General features: G+C 71.8%; 17 protein-coding genes. 6 read left to right on the top strand and 11 right to left on the bottom strand.

Annotated features, from left to right (window positions below):
- Positions 1 to 15 precede the first annotated feature (15 nt).
- From AC07DI_RS29535 to AC07DI_RS29500, 8 genes are all read right to left on the bottom strand, one after another.
- Positions 16 to 255 carry a hypothetical protein gene (locus AC07DI_RS29535; protein WP_384249760.1) on the bottom strand — a complete coding sequence of 80 codons (240 nt, stop codon included), beginning with the start codon at positions 253 to 255 and terminating at the stop codon, positions 16 to 18.
- The gene (gatA, locus tag AC07DI_RS29530; protein WP_478907177.1) at positions 252 to 1745 is read right to left on the bottom strand and encodes an Asp-tRNA(Asn)/Glu-tRNA(Gln) amidotransferase subunit GatA; all 1494 of its coding nucleotides are present in this window, start codon (positions 1743 to 1745) and stop codon (positions 252 to 254) included. The genes AC07DI_RS29535 and gatA overlap by 4 nt, the downstream gene beginning before the upstream one ends.
- Positions 1746 to 1749: 4 nt before the next feature.
- Complete coding sequence (gatC, locus tag AC07DI_RS29525; RefSeq protein ID WP_010984178.1) at positions 1750 to 2046, bottom strand: Asp-tRNA(Asn)/Glu-tRNA(Gln) amidotransferase subunit GatC; 297 nt, start codon at positions 2044 to 2046, stop codon at positions 1750 to 1752.
- A 212-nt stretch (positions 2047 to 2258) separates the two neighbouring features.
- Entirely contained in the window at positions 2259 to 4610 is a 2352-nt protein-coding gene (locus AC07DI_RS29520; protein WP_384249755.1) for a putative bifunctional diguanylate cyclase/phosphodiesterase, read from the bottom strand.
- Between the two features lie 314 nt (positions 4611 to 4924).
- Positions 4925 to 7108, bottom strand: a complete 2184-nt coding sequence (gene ligA, locus AC07DI_RS29515; protein ID WP_478907174.1) for an NAD-dependent DNA ligase LigA — start codon at positions 7106 to 7108, stop codon at positions 4925 to 4927.
- 31 nt (positions 7109 to 7139) lie between these two features.
- A complete protein-coding gene (locus tag AC07DI_RS29510) occupies positions 7140 to 8153 on the bottom strand; it encodes a methionine synthase (protein WP_478907171.1) in 1014 nt (337 codons plus the stop codon).
- Complete coding sequence (locus tag AC07DI_RS29505) at positions 8150 to 8848, bottom strand: SDR family oxidoreductase (RefSeq protein ID WP_478907169.1); 699 nt, start codon at positions 8846 to 8848, stop codon at positions 8150 to 8152. Before AC07DI_RS29505 ends, AC07DI_RS29510 begins: the two co-directional genes overlap by 4 nt.
- Positions 8849 to 8855: 7 nt before the next feature.
- Positions 8856 to 9401: an LOG family protein gene (locus AC07DI_RS29500; RefSeq protein WP_384249745.1), complete on the bottom strand. Its 546-nt coding sequence runs from the start codon at positions 9399 to 9401 to the stop codon at positions 8856 to 8858.
- Positions 9402 to 9452: 51 nt separating this feature from the next.
- On the opposite strand from AC07DI_RS29500, the gene AC07DI_RS29495 reads away from it, so the two are divergent.
- Entirely contained in the window at positions 9453 to 9782 is a 330-nt protein-coding gene (locus AC07DI_RS29495) for a DUF427 domain-containing protein (RefSeq protein ID WP_478907166.1), read from the top strand.
- Positions 9783 to 9788: 6 nt separating this feature from the next.
- Here AC07DI_RS29495 and AC07DI_RS29490 read toward each other — a convergent pair whose 3' ends face one another.
- Entirely contained in the window at positions 9789 to 10781 is a 993-nt protein-coding gene (locus AC07DI_RS29490) for a GlxA family transcriptional regulator (RefSeq protein WP_478907164.1), read from the bottom strand.
- 112 nt (positions 10782 to 10893) lie between these two features.
- On the opposite strand from AC07DI_RS29490, the gene AC07DI_RS29485 reads away from it, so the two are divergent.
- From AC07DI_RS29485 to AC07DI_RS29470, 4 genes are all read left to right on the top strand, one after another.
- Positions 10894 to 11829, top strand: coding sequence for an NADP-dependent oxidoreductase (locus tag AC07DI_RS29485; protein ID WP_478907273.1), 936 nt, complete (start codon positions 10894 to 10896; stop codon positions 11827 to 11829).
- 87 nt (positions 11830 to 11916) lie between these two features.
- On the top strand, positions 11917 to 12207 hold the full coding sequence (locus tag AC07DI_RS29480) for a Scr1 family TA system antitoxin-like transcriptional regulator (RefSeq protein ID WP_478907162.1): 291 nt from the start codon (positions 11917 to 11919) through the stop codon (positions 12205 to 12207).
- A 15-nt stretch (positions 12208 to 12222) separates the two neighbouring features.
- Entirely contained in the window at positions 12223 to 12429 is a 207-nt protein-coding gene (locus tag AC07DI_RS29475) for a DUF397 domain-containing protein (RefSeq protein ID WP_478907160.1), read from the top strand.
- A 50-nt stretch (positions 12430 to 12479) separates the two neighbouring features.
- Complete coding sequence (locus AC07DI_RS29470; protein WP_478907158.1) at positions 12480 to 12686, top strand: DUF397 domain-containing protein; 207 nt, start codon at positions 12480 to 12482, stop codon at positions 12684 to 12686.
- 73 nt (positions 12687 to 12759) lie between these two features.
- On the opposite strand, the gene mnmA is transcribed toward AC07DI_RS29470, so the two are convergent.
- Positions 12760 to 13890 (bottom strand): tRNA 2-thiouridine(34) synthase MnmA, encoded by a 1131-nt coding sequence (mnmA, locus tag AC07DI_RS29465; protein WP_478907271.1) that lies wholly within the window; start codon positions 13888 to 13890, stop codon positions 12760 to 12762.
- Between the two features lie 67 nt (positions 13891 to 13957).
- Here mnmA and AC07DI_RS29460 point away from each other — a divergent pair, with 67 nt between their 5' ends.
- Positions 13958 to 14665, top strand: a complete 708-nt coding sequence (locus AC07DI_RS29460) for an N-acetylmuramoyl-L-alanine amidase (protein WP_478907156.1) — start codon at positions 13958 to 13960, stop codon at positions 14663 to 14665.
- On the opposite strand, the gene AC07DI_RS29455 is transcribed toward AC07DI_RS29460, so the two are convergent.
- On the bottom strand, positions 14662 to 15831 hold the full coding sequence (locus AC07DI_RS29455; protein ID WP_478907154.1) for a cysteine desulfurase family protein: 1170 nt from the start codon (positions 15829 to 15831) through the stop codon (positions 14662 to 14664). The genes AC07DI_RS29460 and AC07DI_RS29455 overlap by 4 nt on opposite strands.
- Between the last annotated feature and the right edge of the window lie 36 nt (positions 15832 to 15867).

Genomic DNA, 15867 nt, shown 5'->3' with positions numbered 1-15867 from the left:
TTGAAATTTTCCCTCTCAGCCCAGCAGGACGTCGTCGTCGCCGAGGCGCTTGAGCTCACGCAGGAGCAGCGCGACGCCGGTGGCGATGGCGGCAGCGGAGACGACGGCGTCCACGAGCCGGAGCGTGTCGTGGTCGTAGCGGGCCTTCTTGGCCTGCTTGATCACGCTGATCGCACCGAAAGCGGTGGTGCCGATCGACAGGTACGTGCCGGACTTGGTCTTCTTGAAGCCCTTGGCCTTGTTCAGTGCACTCACAGCGACGGTGCCTCCTCAAGCAGCGGGTGTCCCCACTTTTCCACGAAGGCGGCCTCGACGGCAGCGCCGACCTTGTACAGCCGGTCGTCCTTCATGGCGGGGGCGATGATCTGCAGTCCGACGGGCAGGCCGTCCTCCGGCGCGAGGCCGCAGGGCAGCGACATGGCGGCGTTGCCCGCCAGGTTGGTCGGAATGGTGCACAGGTCCGCGAGGTACATCGCCATCGGGTCGTCGGCGCGCTCGCCGATCGGGAAGGCGGTGGTCGGCGTCGTCGGGGAGACGATCACGTCGACCTGCTCGAAGGCGGCCTCGAACTCGCGGGTGATGAGCGTGCGGACCTTCTGGGCGCTTCCGTAGTACGCGTCGTAGTAGCCGGAGCTCAGGGCGTACGTGCCGAGGATGACGCGGCGCTTGACCTCGTCGCCGAAACCGGCCTCACGGGTGAGCGCGGTGACGTCCTCGGCCGAACGGGTGCCGTCGTCGCCGACGCGCAGGCCGTAGCGCATGGCGTCGAAGCGGGCGAGGTTCGAGGAGCACTCGGAGGGCGCGATCAGGTAGTACGCGGAGAGCGCCAGGTCGAACGTCGGGCAGTCCAGCTCGACGATCTCGGCACCGAGCTGCTTGAGCAGCTCCACCGACTCGTCGAAGCGCTGGACGACACCGGCCTGGTAGCCCTCGCCGCGGAACTGCTTGACGACGCCGACGCGCATGCCCTGGACGGAGCCGTTGCGCGCGGCCTCGACGACCGGCGGGACCGGGGCGTCGATGGACGTCGAGTCGAGCTCGTCGTGTCCTGCGATGACCTCGTGCAGCAGCGCGGCGTCGAGGACGGTACGGGCGCAGGGACCGCCCTGGTCGAGGCTGGAGCTGAACGCCACCATGCCGTAGCGGGAGACGCCGCCGTAGGTCGGCTTGACGCCGACCGTGCCGGTGACGGCCGCGGGCTGGCGGATGGAGCCGCCGGTGTCGGTGCCCATGGCAAGCGGGCTCTCGTACGCGGCGAGGGCCGCGGAGGAGCCACCGCCGGAGCCGCCCGGGATGCGGGTGAGGTCCCAGGGGTTGCCGGTGGGCCCGTACGCGCTGTTCTCCGTGCTCGACCCCATGGCGAACTCGTCCATGTTGGTCTTGCCGAGGATGACGACGTCGGCGGCCTTCAGGCGCTTGGTGACGGTCGCGTCGTACGGCGGGATCCAGCCCTCGAGGATCTTCGAGCCGACCGTGGTCGGCACGCCCTCGGTGGTGAAGATGTCCTTCAGCGCGATCGGGACGCCGGCCAGCGGGCCGAGCTTCTCGCCCCTGGCGCGCTTCTCGTCGACGGCGCGGGCCTGCGCGAGGGCGCCCTCGCGGTCGACGTGCAGGAAGGCGTGCACCTTCTCGTCGACGGCCTCGATACGGGCCAGGTGGGCCTCGGTGACCTCGACGGCCGTGAGCTCGCCGGACGCGATCTTCGCGGCGATCCCGGCGGCGGTGAGCTTGATGATGTCCGTCATGTTCTTAGTCCTCCCCCAGGATCTGCGGCACCTTGAAACGCTGCTGCTCCTGGGCCGGGGCGCCCGAGAGCGCCTGCTCGGGGGTGAGCGACGGACGGACCTCGTCCGCGCGCATGACGTTCGTCAGCGGCAGCGGGTGCGAGGTCGGCGGTACGTCTTGGTCGGCGACCTCCGAGACGCGGGCGACCGCGCCGATGATGTCGTCGAGCTGTCCGGCGAAGTGGTCGAGCTCCTCGGCCTTCAGCTCCAGACGTGCAAGGCGGGCGAGGTGGGCGACCTCCTCGCGCGTGATGCCAGGCATGCGGCGATCCTCAGGGGTGGTGAGTGTGTGGGTTGTGGCCCCAATCCTATGGGGCGGGGCGGTGTGCCCGTTAAACGGTTTCCTCCCGCCGGGGCTTCGGCCGCTCCACGGCCGGGTTCTCCGCCCCGGAACCGCTGTCGGCGGGAAGCCCCACAGGAAGAGCCGCGCTCGGCAACGGATCCACACGGGTGGTGCGGGAGGGGGTCCGGTGCCTACTGGACCACGTGGCCCGAGGACCGCTCCTCGGTGGAGGCCGAAGCCGCCGCCTCCGCGGCCTGCGCCGCCTCCGCGGCGACATCGACGGGCCTGCGCCACCCGCGGGACCCCCGCGCCCGCAGCCAGGCGGTCGTCTCCTCGGCCGGCATCGCCGCGGCGACCAGCCAGCCCTGCACCGCGTCGCAGCCGAGGTCCCGCAGCCGCTCCCAGGTCTCGTCGTCCTCGACGCCCTCGGCGACGACGAGCAGGCCGAGCGAGTGCGCGAGGTCCACGGTGCAGCGGACGATCTCCGCGTCCTCGTTGTCGACGGCGAGCCGCGCGACGAAGGAGCGGTCGATCTTCAGCTCGCTGACCGGGAGGCGGCGCAGGTGGACCAGTGAGGAGTAGCCCGTGCCGAAGTCGTCGAGCGACATCTTGACGCCGTGGCCGGTGAGTCCGGCCAGGGTGTCCGCGGCGCGCTGCGGGTCCTCCAGAAGGACGTGCTCGGTTATCTCCAGTTGCAGGGCCCCGGCGGGCACCCCGTGGCGGGCGAGGCGCGCCGCCACGGCTCCGGCGAAACCGGGCGTGTGGACGTCACGCGGTGAGACGTTGACGGCGACGGGGACCTTGAGGCCCTGTGCCTGCCACTTCGCCACCTGGCCGAGCGCCGTCTCCAGGACGTACTCCGTCAGGTGGGGCATGAGGCCGGAGGACTCGGCGATGGCGATGAACTCGTCGGGCGGCACCTTGCCGCGCTCGGGGTGCACCCACCGCACCAGCGCTTCGAGGCCCGCGACCTTGCCGTCGAAGCGGACCTTGGGCTGGTAGTGGAGTTCGACGTCGCCCGCGTCGAGCGCCCGGCGCAGGTCGCCCAGGAGGCCGAGGCGGTCCGGGGTGTTGGAGTCCCGCTTGGACTCGTACACCTCGACGCCGGTGCGGTCCCGCTTCGCCTGGTACATCGCGACGTCCGCCCGCCGCAGGAGTCCTTCGGCGTCGAGCGCGTGGTCGGGGAAGACGGCGAGGCCCGCGCTGGCCTCCAGGACGAGGGTCAGGCCGTCCAGGTCGAGCGGTGAGCCGAGGGCCGCGACCAGCTGCCGGGCCGCGCGCGTGGCGGAGGTCGTGGAGTCGGCGATGGGCAGCAGTACGGCGAACTCGTCGCCGCCGAGGCGGGCCGCCTCCGCGCCGCGGGGCAGCGCGAGCCGCAGCCGGTCCGCTATCTGCAACAGCAGCCGGTCGCCGGCGAGATGGCCGAGGGTGTCGTTCACCGACCGGAAGCGGTCCATGTCGATGAGCATTAACGCGGAGCGCGCCCCGAGCCGCTCGGCGTCGTCGAGGGCCGTCCAGGTCCGCTCCAGGAGCCACTGTCGGTTGGGCAGGCCGGTGAGCGGGTCCCGCAGCTGCTCCTCGGCCCTGGCGCGGGCTATCCAGAGGGTGGAGTCGAGCGCGACCAGCGGGATCGCGAAGAGCGGCAGCAGGATCGGCAGGGAGACCGCCACCACGCAGATCAGCGGGGCGATGCCGAGCAGCGCGATGCCGAGGAGTCCCTGGCGGACCAGGGCGGTGCGGGTGACGGTCGGCAGGGCGCCGGTGCGCGGCGCGTGGACGTACCAGAGCAGGACGCGGGTGAGGACGAGGTACGCGACGGCGACCAGGGCGACTTGGGGCGCGGTGTACAGGTCCCAGGTCTCGGGCAGCCAGGGTGATTCGGCGCTGGGTGAGGTGCCGAAGGCGGCCAGGGCGAGCGCGCCCGCGCCGATGCCGAGGATGTCGACGGAGCCGTGCAGGACGCCCTGGCGCCAGCGGTGCCTGCGCGCGACGCCGACCAGGACGACGACGGTGAGGCTGACCATGCCGGCGGGCACCCAGCCGTAGAGCAGGAGGACGGCGACGGTGAGCGCGCCGCCGGAGCCCGTGCCGCCCCACCGGCGGTCGCGGCCGAGGGCGACCAGATGGCCGACGATGAAGCCGGTGAGGACGGCCAGGGACCAGCCCGCGGCGCCGGAGGGGAACAGCGCGTGCCTGCCCGTGAGGGCCTGGAAGAAGCCGGTGCCGAGCAGCACCGTGGCCGCCGTGATGACGGCGACGGGCAGCAGGGGCCATGGCTCGCGGGGTTCCTGGGCGGCGGGGCCGAGCGCGTCGGCGGTGGCCGTGGGCCTGTCGGCTTCGCTGCGCGCCCCGGAGATCCAGGCCCGCTCGCGGGGTTCGACGGCGGTGCTCAGCGTCCCTGAGCCGCATCCGGCGGCGGGCCCGGACGCGGTGCACGGGCCGGTGGCCGTCGCTGTTCGGCGGCCGCGCAGCCAGAGGCTCGGCGCGCGCCACAGGCGCGCGCGCAGCCGTGAGTCCGGGGCGGCGCTCTCGGTCGGTTCCATTCCCGTCCCTCTCACAGCCGGCGGTGCCCACGCCACGCGGACCCGGCCCGGAGCCGGCCGCGCCCAGAATTCTTCCCGAGCCCTGCGCGAGCGGGGAGACGTGTCGCTCCCGGTCTCGCGCCGAACAGGGGATGCCCCCTTCCAAGCCCTTGATGAGCAGGAGATGCCCCGTTAGCAGCGCGGGGCACGGCAGGCGCACACCTCAACAGTAGGCCGCAGAAGGCTTCCACGGGCAGCGGTCGACTACGGTTGCCCGAATGCGACCCGGCCACCCGTATGCATCTGATATGCGCTGAACGGGTGGCCTTCAACCGCTACTCCTCGGTCGGAAGCGCGACTTCCTTCGCCGCTTCCGGTCCTTGTTCGAGCAGGACGACGAACCCTTCCTCGTTGAGAACCGGAACCTTCACCTGCATGGCCTTGTCGTACTTGGAGCCGGGGTTGTCGCCGACGACCACGAAGGAGGTCTTCTTCGAAACGGAACCGGTCACCTTGGCTCCCCGGGTCTGCAGCGCCTCTTTCGCGCCATCCCGGGTGTAGTGCTCGAGCGTTCCGGTGACGACCACCGTGAGGCCCTCCAGCGGGCGCGGACCCTCGTCCTCGTCGCCGGCCTCCTCCTCCATGCGCACCCCGGCGGCCCGCCACTTGCGCAGGATCTCCTGGTGCCACTCCTCGGCGAACCACTGTTTGAGTGAGGCCGCGATGGTCGGGCCGACGCCCTCCGCCACGGCCAGCTCCGCCTCGGTGGCCTGTTCGATGCGGTCGATGGAACGGAACTCGCGGGCCAGCGCCTCGGCGGCCACCGGGCCGACGTGCCGGATCGAGAGGCCCGTGAGGACCCGGGCGAGCGGCCGGTCCTTGGCCGCCGCGATGTTCTCCAGCATGGCGAGGGTGTTCTTCTTCGCCTCGCCCTTCTGGTTGGCGAAGAAGGTGACGACCTTCTCCTCGCCGGTCTTGGGGTCGCGCTTGGGCAGGCCGGAGTCCTGGTCGAGGACGTACGACTTGATGGGCAGGAGCTCCTCGACCTTCAGGTCGAAGATGTCGCCCTCGTCGAGGATCGGCGGCTCGGCGGGCTCCAGGGGGCTGGTCAGCGCGGCCGCCGCGACGTATCCGAAGTTCTCGATGTCCAGGGACTTGCGACCGGCCAGGTAGAAGAGCCGTTCGCGCAACTGGGCGGGGCAGGACTGGGCGTTGGGGCAGCGGAGGTCGATGTCGGCCTCCTTCGCGGGCCGCAGTTCGGTGCCGCACTCGGGGCACTCGGCGGGCATCACGAACTCCCGCTCGCTGCCGTCCCGCAGATCCACGACGGGGCCGAGGATCTCCGGGATGACGTCACCGGCCTTGCGGATCACGACCGTGTCGCCGATGAGGACGCCCTTCTTCTTCACCACGTCCTGGTTGTGCAGGGTGGCGAACTCGACCTCGGAGCCCGCGACGGTGACGGGCTCGACCTGGGCGTACGGCGTGACGCGTCCGGTGCGGCCGACGCCGACCCTGATGTTGATGAGCTTGGTGTTGACCTCCTCGGGCGCGTACTTCCAGGCGATGGCCCAGCGGGGGGCGCGGGAGGTGGAGCCGAGGCGGCCCTGGAGCGGGATCTCGTCGAGCTTGACGACGACGCCGTCGATCTCGTGCTCCACGGAGTGGCGGTTCTCCCCGAAGTACGCGATGAAGTCCCGTACGCCCTCCAGGCCGTCGACGACCTTGTTGTGCTTGGCGGTGGGCAGGCCCCACTCGCGCAGCAGGTCGTAGGCGTGGCTGAGGCAGTCGATGTCGAAGCCCTCGCGGGCGCCGATGCCGTGCACCACCATGTGCAGCGGCCGGGTGGCGGTGACGCGCGGGTCCTTCTGGCGCAGCGAACCCGCCGCCGCGTTGCGGGGGTTGGCGAAGGGCTTGTCACCCGACTCCACCAGGCGGGCGTTGAGCTCGTCGAACTTCTCCATGGGGAAGAAGACCTCGCCGCGGATCTCGACGAGGGCGGGGACCCGGTCGCCCTCGAGGCGCTGCGGGATGTCCGCGATCGTGCGGACGTTCGGCGTGATGTCCTCGCCGGTGCGGCCGTCGCCGCGGGTGGCGGCGCGGGTCAGCCTGCCGTTCTCGTACGTGAGGTTGACCGCGAGGCCGTCCACCTTCAGTTCGCACAGGAGGTGGAAGTCCGGGGTGCCGGCCTCCTTGGCGACGCGGTCGGCCCAGGCGGCGAGCTCCGCGTCGTCGAAGGCGTTGTCCAGGGAGAGCATGCGCTCCCGGTGCTCGACCGCCGTGAACTCCGTCTCGTAGGAGCCGGAGACCTTCTGGGTGGGCGAGTCCGGGGTGCGCAGCTCCGGGTGCTTCTCCTCCAGTGCTTCGAGGGAACGCAGGAGCTTGTCGAACTCGGCGTCGCTGACGACCGGTTGGTCCTTCACGTAGTACCGGAAGCGGTGCTCCTCGATCTGTTCGGCCAGCTGGGCATGGTGATCCCGTGCCTCGGCGGGCACAGAGCCTTGCTGTTCGACAGCCACCGTTTCGTCCTCCCGTTTACGTCATACCCAATTACTCAGGGTTGTCCGCGAGCGATCTCGCCGCCCTGACGCAGTGGGCGAGCGCCGCGCGTGCATACGCGGGTGATGCGCCCGCGAGCCCGCACGACGGAGTGACCACGACCGACTCCGCGAGTGATCCCGGATTCAGCCCCAGCCTGCGCCACAGCGTCCTGACACCCATGACGCTACCGGCAGGGTCCGACAATCCGCCGTCCACGCCCGGCACGACACCGGCGAAGAGCCGCGTGCCCGCCTCGACCGCCTCTCCGACCGCGTCGTCGTCACGCTCGGTGAGGAGCGAGAAGTCGAACGAGATCGCGTCGGCCCCGGCCCGGCGCAGCAGCGCGAACGGCACGTCGGGCGCGCAGGAGTGGATGACCGCGGGCCCGTCGCCCCGGACGGCGAGGACGTCCCGCAGGGTGCTCTCGACGAGCTGGCGGTCCACTGCCCGGTGGGTGCGGTACTCGCTGGCGGTCTTGACCTGTCCGCGCAGCACGGCCATGAGGGAGGGCTCGTCGAGCTGAAGCACGACCTGGGCGTCCGGCACTCTGCGGCGCACGTCCGCGAGGTGCCCGCGCAGCCCTTCGGCGAGGGATCCCGCGAGGTCGCGGCAGGCGCCGGGGTCGGAGAGCGCGGCCTCGCCGTTCCTCAGCTCCAGGGCCGCGGCGAGCGTCCACGGGCCGACGGCCTGGATCTTGAGCGGGCCCCGGTACCCCTGGGTGAACTCCTCCAGGGCGTCGAGGTCCTCGCCGAGCCAGGCCCTGGCCCGCCGGGTGTCCCGGCCCGGCCGGTCGCCGAGGCGCCAGCCGCTGGGCTCCACGCGCGCGTACAGGTCGACGAGGAGCCCCGCGGTGCGGCCGATCATGTCGGCGCCGGGTCCGCGCGCGGGCAGCTCGGCGAGGTACGGCATGCCCTGCTCGGGTCCGTCGAAGCTGCCGGTCACAGTCTTGGCGGCCTCGCGGGCGTCGCCGCCCGGCATGGACCCGATGCCGGTGGCGGGGCCCGGAGTGAACGTGTCGCTCATCGTCCGGGCCGCACCGTCAGGTCGTTGACCTCCGCGTCGCGCGGCAGGTCCAGGGCCATGACGATGGTCGTGGCGACCGACTCGGGGTCGATCCAGCGGGACGCGTCGTACTCCTTGCCCTCCTGCTGGTGGACCTTGACCTGCATGGCGCTCGCGGTGCGCCCGGGGTAGACCGAGGTGACCCGGACGCCGCCCGCGTGCTCCTCCTGGCGCAGCGAGTCGGCGAGCGCCTTCAGGCCGTGCTTGGAGGCGGCGTACGCGGACCACTCGGGGCCCGCGCTGAGACCCGCGCCCGAATTCACGAAGATCACGTGCCCCTGGGCGAGGCGGAGCTGGGGCAGGAAGTGACGGGTGAGTTCGGCGGGGGCGATGAGGTTGACGTTGAGCTGGTGGCGCCAGGCCTTGGGGGTGAGCTCGCCGACGGGGCCGAGGTCGACGACGCCCGCGATGTGGAGCAGGGAGTCCACCCGCTCGGGCAGCGTCTGGTGGCCGAACGCCCAGGACAGCTTGTCGGGGTCGGAGAGGTCGCCGACGAGGGTGCTCGCGCCGGGGAACTCGGCGGCGAGCTCCTGGGCGCGGCCCGCGTCGCGCGCGTGCAGCACGAGGTCGTCGCCGCGTGCGTGGAGGCGGCGGGCGACGGCCGCGCCGATGCCGGAGCCCGCCCCGGTGATCACATGTGTTGCCATACCCGCCATGCTCGCATCACTGAGTGCCCTCCGATTCCTCCAGGTACGCCAGTGCGCCCACCGGCTCCTCGGCGAAGAACACCAGGTCGGTCAGGGGTACGGGCAGGAATCCCTCGTCCTCCATGCGCCGGAACTGCTCCTTGAGGCCGTCGTAGAACCCCTCGGAGTTCAGCAGGACCACCGGCTTGGTGTGCTTGCCGTGCTTCTTCAGTTCCAGGATCTCGGTGGCCTCGTCGAGCGTGCCGGTGCCGCCCACCATGATCACGATCGCGTCGGCCTTGGCCAGGAGCAGCGCCTTGCGCTCGGCGAGGTCCCGGGCGATCACCATCTCGTGGGGCTCGGAGACCTGCCTCGCCTTCGCGGCGAGGAAGTCCACGGAGACGCCGACGAGTCGCCCTCCGGCCTCGTCCACACCGTCCGCCACGACCTTCATCAGACCGCTCTCGGAGCCGCCCCAGACCAGTGTGTGGCCGCCCTTGCCGAGGAGTTCGGCGAACTGGCGGGCGGGGCGGGTGTAGCGCTCGTCGAGGTCGGCGGCGGAGAGGAAGACGCAGATGTTCATGCGGCCACGGTACGTTCCGTCCCAGAAGGCACTCGTCGAGGAGGGCATCTCATGACCGCCGGACACCTGATCACTGTCGAGCAGGGCACGGAGCACGTGCGCGTGGAGCGTGACGGGCGGGTCGTCGCGGAGAGCCGGCGCCCGCTGCTGCTGCGTGAGACGGGCTATCCGGTGCGCTACTACCTCCCTCCGGAGGACGTGCGCACGGACCTGCTGACTCCGTCGGAGACCACCACGTACTGCCCGTTCAAGGGCACGGCCTCCTACTGGTCGTTGCCGGGCTCACCCGACTCGGTGTGGGCGTACCCGGAGCCGAAGCCCGCCGTGGCCGGGATCAAGGACCACTTCTGCTTCTACGAAGCAGAAGTCACGGAAGCGTAGGTCAGATCACGCGGCCGTGAACGTCCGCCGGTAGGCGACCGGCGAGACGCCGAGCACGGAACGCATGTGCTGGCGCAGTGAGTTGCCGGTGCCGAACCCCGCGCGGTGGGCGACGACGTCCACGGGCAGGTCGCTGGACTCCAGGAGCTGCCGGGCGAGTTCGATGCGCTGAGCGGTCAGCCAGCGCCCCGGGGGCATGCCCACCTCCTCCTGGAAGCGGCGGGTGAAGGTGCGCAGGCTCATGCGCGCGTGGGCGGCCAGTTCGCCCAGGGGCAGCGGTTCGTGGAGCCGTTCGAGGGCCCACGCGCGCGTGGCGGCCGTCGTGGCGAGGGTGGGTTCGGGGACGGGCCGCTCGATGTACTGGGCCTGGCCGCCGTCGCGCCAGGGCGGTACGACGCAGACGCGTGCGACGTGGTTGGCGACGGCGGCGCCGTGGTCCCTGCGCACCACATGGAGGCAGAGGTCGATGCCGGCCGCGACGCCGGCCGCGGTCAGCACGTCGCCGTCGTCGACGAAGAGCACGTCCGCGTCGACCTTGATCCTTGGGAAGGACCGCTGGAAGTCGCGGGCGACGTGCCAGTGCGTCGTCGCCGGGCGCCCGTCGAGGAGCCCGACGGCCGCGAGGACGTACGAGGCGTTGCAGAAGGACACGATCCGGGTGCCGGGCCTGATCCTCCGCAGGGCCGCGGCCACCGGCTCCGGCAGTTCCTCGCCCGCCATCCCCCGGTCGAAGCTGCGGGTCGGCGTGATCACCACGGTGTCCGCCGCGTCGAGGGCCTCGGGCCCGTGCTCGGCCGCCACCGTGAACCCGGAGTCCGTGCGCACCGGGCGGCCGTCGACCGTGCAGACGACGACGTCGTAGAGCGGCTCTCCGCGGTCGTTCAGCGCGTTGCCGAAGATCCGGGACGGGATGCCCAGCTCGAAGGCGTACGCGCCGTCCAGGGCGATGACGGCCACCCGATGCGCGCCGTCGCGGTCGCCCAGGCCATTGAGGTTCATGGCCGAATCCTGTCACATGATGGCCATACTGCCAGCACTGCGCGGGCCCGCGCCGCCGCACTCTTGGTCCCACCAGCCCTTTTGCCGCTACAGAAAGACCAGGACCATGAAGATGCGTGCCGTCAGCCCCCGCGCCTGGGGCGCCCCCGAGAACCTCGTCCCGGTGGAGGTGGACCGCCCCGAGCCAGGCCTCACCGAGATCCTGGTCCGGGTGCATGCGGCGGGCGTCAACCCCGTCGACTGGAAGACCCGCGCGGAGGGCACTTTCGGCAGCTGGGGAGAGACCCCGATCCTCGGGTACGACGTGTCGGGCGTCGTCGAGGAGGTCGGCCCCGGAGTGACCCTGTACCGCCCCGGCGACGAGGTCTTCGGCATGCCCCGCTTCCCCGAGCAGACGGGCGGCTACGCGGAGTTCGTCGCGGCCCCCGCCCGGCGCTTCGCACCCAAACCCGCCTCCCTCACCCACGTCGAGGCCGCCGCCCTCCCCCTCGCGGCGCTCACCGCCTGGCAGGGCCTGGTCGAGACGGCGGGGCTCCGCGCTGGGCACCGCGTGCTGATCCACGCGGCGGCGGGCGGCGTGGGCCACCTGGCCGTGCAGATCGCCAAGGCCAGGGGCGCGTACGTGATCGGCACCGCGCGCGCGGACAAGCACGACTTCCTGCGGAGCCTCGGCGCGGACGAAGTCGTCGACTACGCGCGCGTGGACTTCACCGAGGCGGTGCGGGACGTGGACATCGTCCTGGACGGAGTGGGCGGCGAGTACGGCACGCGCTCCCTGGCCGTCCTGCGCCCCGGCGGCCACCTGGTCACGCTCCCCGACCCCGGCGGCCTCCCGGACCCCGAGCGCGCGCGGGAGCGCGGCGTACACACCGGCTGGACCATCGTCGAGCCGGACCGCCTGGGCCTCCTGGAGATCGCCCACCTGGTCGACGAGGGCAAGCTGCGCGTGGAGATCGACACGGTGCTGCCCCTGGAGGAGGCCGCCAAGGCACACGCGTACGGAGAACAGGGCCGCACCCAGGGCAAGATCGTGCTCCGGGTCGTCTGATCGGACCTGGCCAGCCCCTTCCACGCGGCGCTGAGCGCCCTGAGGCCACACTGTGCCGAGCCGCATGCCCCGGCACAGCCCGCGTCGATGCGTACCGCGACGAGGTGGCACCTGTCGACCACGCCCACCGGGACCGTCGCCGCCCGCGCCGCCCGTCGTCTGCGGTGCGCCCCTGGAGCCGGCCAGTCGGTCCTGTACGCGGAGGGGCCACTGCCCCAGTTGGACACGGTGCAGCTGGACACAGCGCTCGGCGCACACTTCGTAGATGTCCCGATCCCCTTGGCGAACTATCGTTCCCTACTGGACCTGATGGAACGGTCAGCGTTGACTCCGAAGGATTCACAGGAGCTCATTCGTTCCATCGCACGCGAACCATGAGGGGGGAACCAGCACATGGCCGAGAGCAAGTGGCAACGTTCTTCGTTCTGTGGGGGCGGTGGCAATAACTGCGTCGAGGTCGCCGCCACCGGCACCGACCGCATCGCCCTCCGCGAAAGCGACAGCCCGGCCCACGTCCTCGCAACGGACCGGGCCGCACTCGAAGCCCTGATGCAAAGCGTGAAGCACCGCGGGCACGCAGCTACGCCGCCTGCGCCATAGCCGAGGGATCCCTCCGTACCGGCACGAGAGAGCCGCAAGAGGTGTCACACATGTCCGAGCTGAAGTGGCTCAAGTCCTCGTTCTCGGAGGCTTCAGGCAACGCGTGCGTCGAGGTTGCCACGACGCTCGGCGACCGCATCGCCCTCCGCGAAAGCGACAGCCCGGCCCACGTCCTCGCAACGGACCGGGCTGCACTCGAAGCGCTGATGCGAAGCGTGAAGCACCGCGGGCACGCAGCTACGCCGCCTGCGCCGTAGCCGAGGGATTCCTCCGTACCGGCACGAGAAAGTCGGCGCGGCGTTCGGGGCCGCTCGGGCTGCCGGGAACGCGTCAGGCCGCCGCCGCCACCCGCTCCGTAGTCGCGATCGTCGCCGAGCCGACCACGCGCGTGCCGTCGTAGAGCACGATCGCCTGGCCGGGGGCGACACCGCGGACCGGCTCGGCGAACGAGACGTTCAAGGTGCCGTCGACGAGCTCCGCGGTGACCTCCGTCTCGCCGCCGTGGGCCCGCAGCTGGGCGGTGTACGTGCCGGGGCCGGTGGGCGCCGCGCCGCACCAGCGGGGCTTGATGGCCGTGAGGCCCGTCACGTCGAGCGCGGCGGCGGGGCCGACCGTCACCGTGTTGTTCACCGGGGAGATGTCCAGGACATAGCGCGGCTTGCCGTCGGGCGCGGGGGTGCCGATGCGCAGGCCCTTGCGCTGGCCGATCGTGTAGCCGTACGCCCCCTCGTGGGAGCCGAGGACCGCACCGGACTCGTCCACGATGTCGCCCTCCGCCTTGCCGAGGCGGGCGGCGAGGAAGCCCTGGGTGTCGCCGTCGGCGATGAAGCAGATGTCGTGGCTGTCGGGCTTCTTGGCCACCGCGAGGCCCCGGCGCTCGGCCTCCGCGCGGATCTCCTCCTTGGTGGTGACCGTGTCGCCCAGGGGGAACATCGCGTGGGCGAGCTGGCGGTCGTCGAGGACGCCCAGGACGTAGCTCTGGTCCTTGGCCATGTCGGAGGCGCGGTGCAGCTCGCGGGTGCCGTCCTCGCGGACGATCACCTGGGCGTAGTGGCCGGTGACGACCGCGTCGAAGCCGAGGGCGAGGGCCTTGTCCAGGAGCGCGGCGAACTTGATCTTCTCGTTGCAGCGCAGGCACGGGTTGGGGGTGCGCCCCGCCTCGTACTCGGCGACGAAGTCCTCGACCACGTCCTCGCGGAACCGCTCGGCGAGGTCCCAGACGTAGAACGGGATGCCGATGACGTCCGCGGCGCGGCGGGCGTCGCGCGAGTCCTCGATGGTGCAACAGCCCCGCGCGCCCGTGCGGAACGATTGGGGGTTCGCCGAGAGCGCGAGGTGCACTCCCGTCACGTCGTGGCCGGCTTCGGCGGCACGGGCGGCGGCGACGGCTGAGTCCACGCCGCCGGACATGGCGGCGAGGACACGGAGGGGGCGCTGGGGACGCTGCGGGGTCTCGGTCAAAGTCATAGCTCTCACAGGGTACGGGGAGACGGGAACCGGATGCCCGTGAGTAAGCGTTGACGATCATATGGGGGAAGAAACCGAGGGCGCGGGCGGGCAGCCGGGGCGGCGCGGGGTGGACCGGCGCACCCTGCTGATCGGCGGCGCCGCGGCGGCCGTCGGGACGGTGGTCCTCGCCAAGGACGAGCTGGGGCGGCTGTGGTGGCGGCTGCCGGGCGTGGTCAAGCGCCGCAAGGAGGGCGAGGTCGACGCCCGGGGCGCGCAGTGGATCGCCGCCTCCGACTACAACTGGCGGCGCGCGGACCGCCCCGACGACTACACCATCGACCGTGTCGTGATCCACGTCGTCCAGGGCGGGTACCAGACGGCGCTGCGGGTCTTCAAGGACCCGGCGCACGGCGCCGCCGCGCACTACGTGGTGCGCAAGGACGGGCACGTCGCGCAGATGATCCGCGAGCTGGACGTGGCGTTCCACGCGGGCAACAGGAGCTGGAACGAACGGAGCATCGGCATCGAGCACGAGGGCTTCGTCGACAAGAGGTCGTCGTTCACGGACGCGATGTACGCGGCCTCGGCGCGGCTCACCGCCGGGATATGCAAGCGCTACGACTTTCCGGTGGACCGCGAGCACATCGTCGGGCACGTCGAGGTGCCGGGCACGGACCACACGGACCCGGGCCCCTACTGGGACTGGGACCGGTACATACGCCTGGTGCGGGAGGCGCGGGACCGGCTCGACCGGCCACCCGCGAAGAAGCGGGCCGGGAAGCCCTAGCTGAGCCCCGCCGACCGCGCCCGTTCGACCGCCGGGCCGATCGCCGCCGCCACCGCGTCGACGTCCGCCTTCGTCGACGTGTGGCCGAGCGAGAAGCGGAGGGTGGAGCGGGCGAGGTCCGGGTCGGTGCCGGTGGCGAGCAGGACGTGGCTCGGCTGGGCGATGCCCGCCGTGCACGCGGAGCCGGTGGAGCACTCGATGCCCTGCGCGTCGAGGAGCAGCAGGAGGGAGTCGCCCTCGCAGCCGGGGAAGGTGAAGTGCGCGTTGGCGGGGAGCCGGCCCTCCGGGGCGGGATCGCCGCCGAGGATCGCCTCGGGGACCACCGAGCGGACGGCGGCCACCAGGTCGTCGCGGAGCGCCCCGACCTCGGCGGCGAACTGCTCGCGGCGGGCCGCGGCGTACTCCCCCGCGACGGCGAACGCCGCGATGGCGGGCACGTCCAGCGTCCCGGAGCGCACGTGCCGCTCCTGGCCGCCGCCGTGCAGCACGGGCACGGGGCTGTACTCGCGGCCGAGCAGCAGCGCGCCGATGCCGTAGGGACCGCCCACCTTGTGACCGGAAACGGTCATCGCGGCGAGCCCGGAGGCGCCGAAGTCGACGGGGATCTGGCCGTAGGCCTGCACGGCGTCGGCGTGCAGCGGGACGCCGAACTCCTGGGCGACATCGGCCAGCTCACGGATCGGCATGATGGTGCCGATCTCGTTGTTGGCCCACATGACGGTGGCCAGGGCGACGTCGTCGGGGTTGCGGGCGATGGCTTCGCGCAGGGCTTCGGGGTGCACGCGGCCGTGCCGGTCGACCGGCAGGTACTCGACGGTGGCACCCTCGTGCTCACCGAGCCAGTGCACGGCGTCGAGGACGGCGTGGTGCTCGACGGGGCTGGCGAGCACCCGGGTGCGGGCGGGTTCCGCGTCGCGCCGCGCCCAGTACAGGCCCTTGACGGCGAGGTTGTCCGCCTCGGTGCCGCCGGAGGTGAAGACGGTCTCGCTGGGGCGCGCGCCGAGCGACTCGGCGAGCGACTCGCGGGCCTCCTCGACGGTGCGTCGCGCCCGCCGCCCCGCCGCGTGCAGCGAGGAGGCGTTGCCGGTGGCGGCGATCTGCGCGGTCATCGCCGCGATCGCCTCCGGGAGCATCGGAGTGGTCGCTGCGTGGTCGAGGTAGGCCATGGTGCGCACGATTCTACGAGTCCCGCGCGGCCCTAC

The sequence above is a fragment of the Streptomyces sp. NPDC044106 genome (assembly GCF_056433985.1).
The sequence above is the reverse complement of the archived record's forward strand: the minus strand, read 5'-3'. Positions and strand labels throughout refer to the sequence as shown.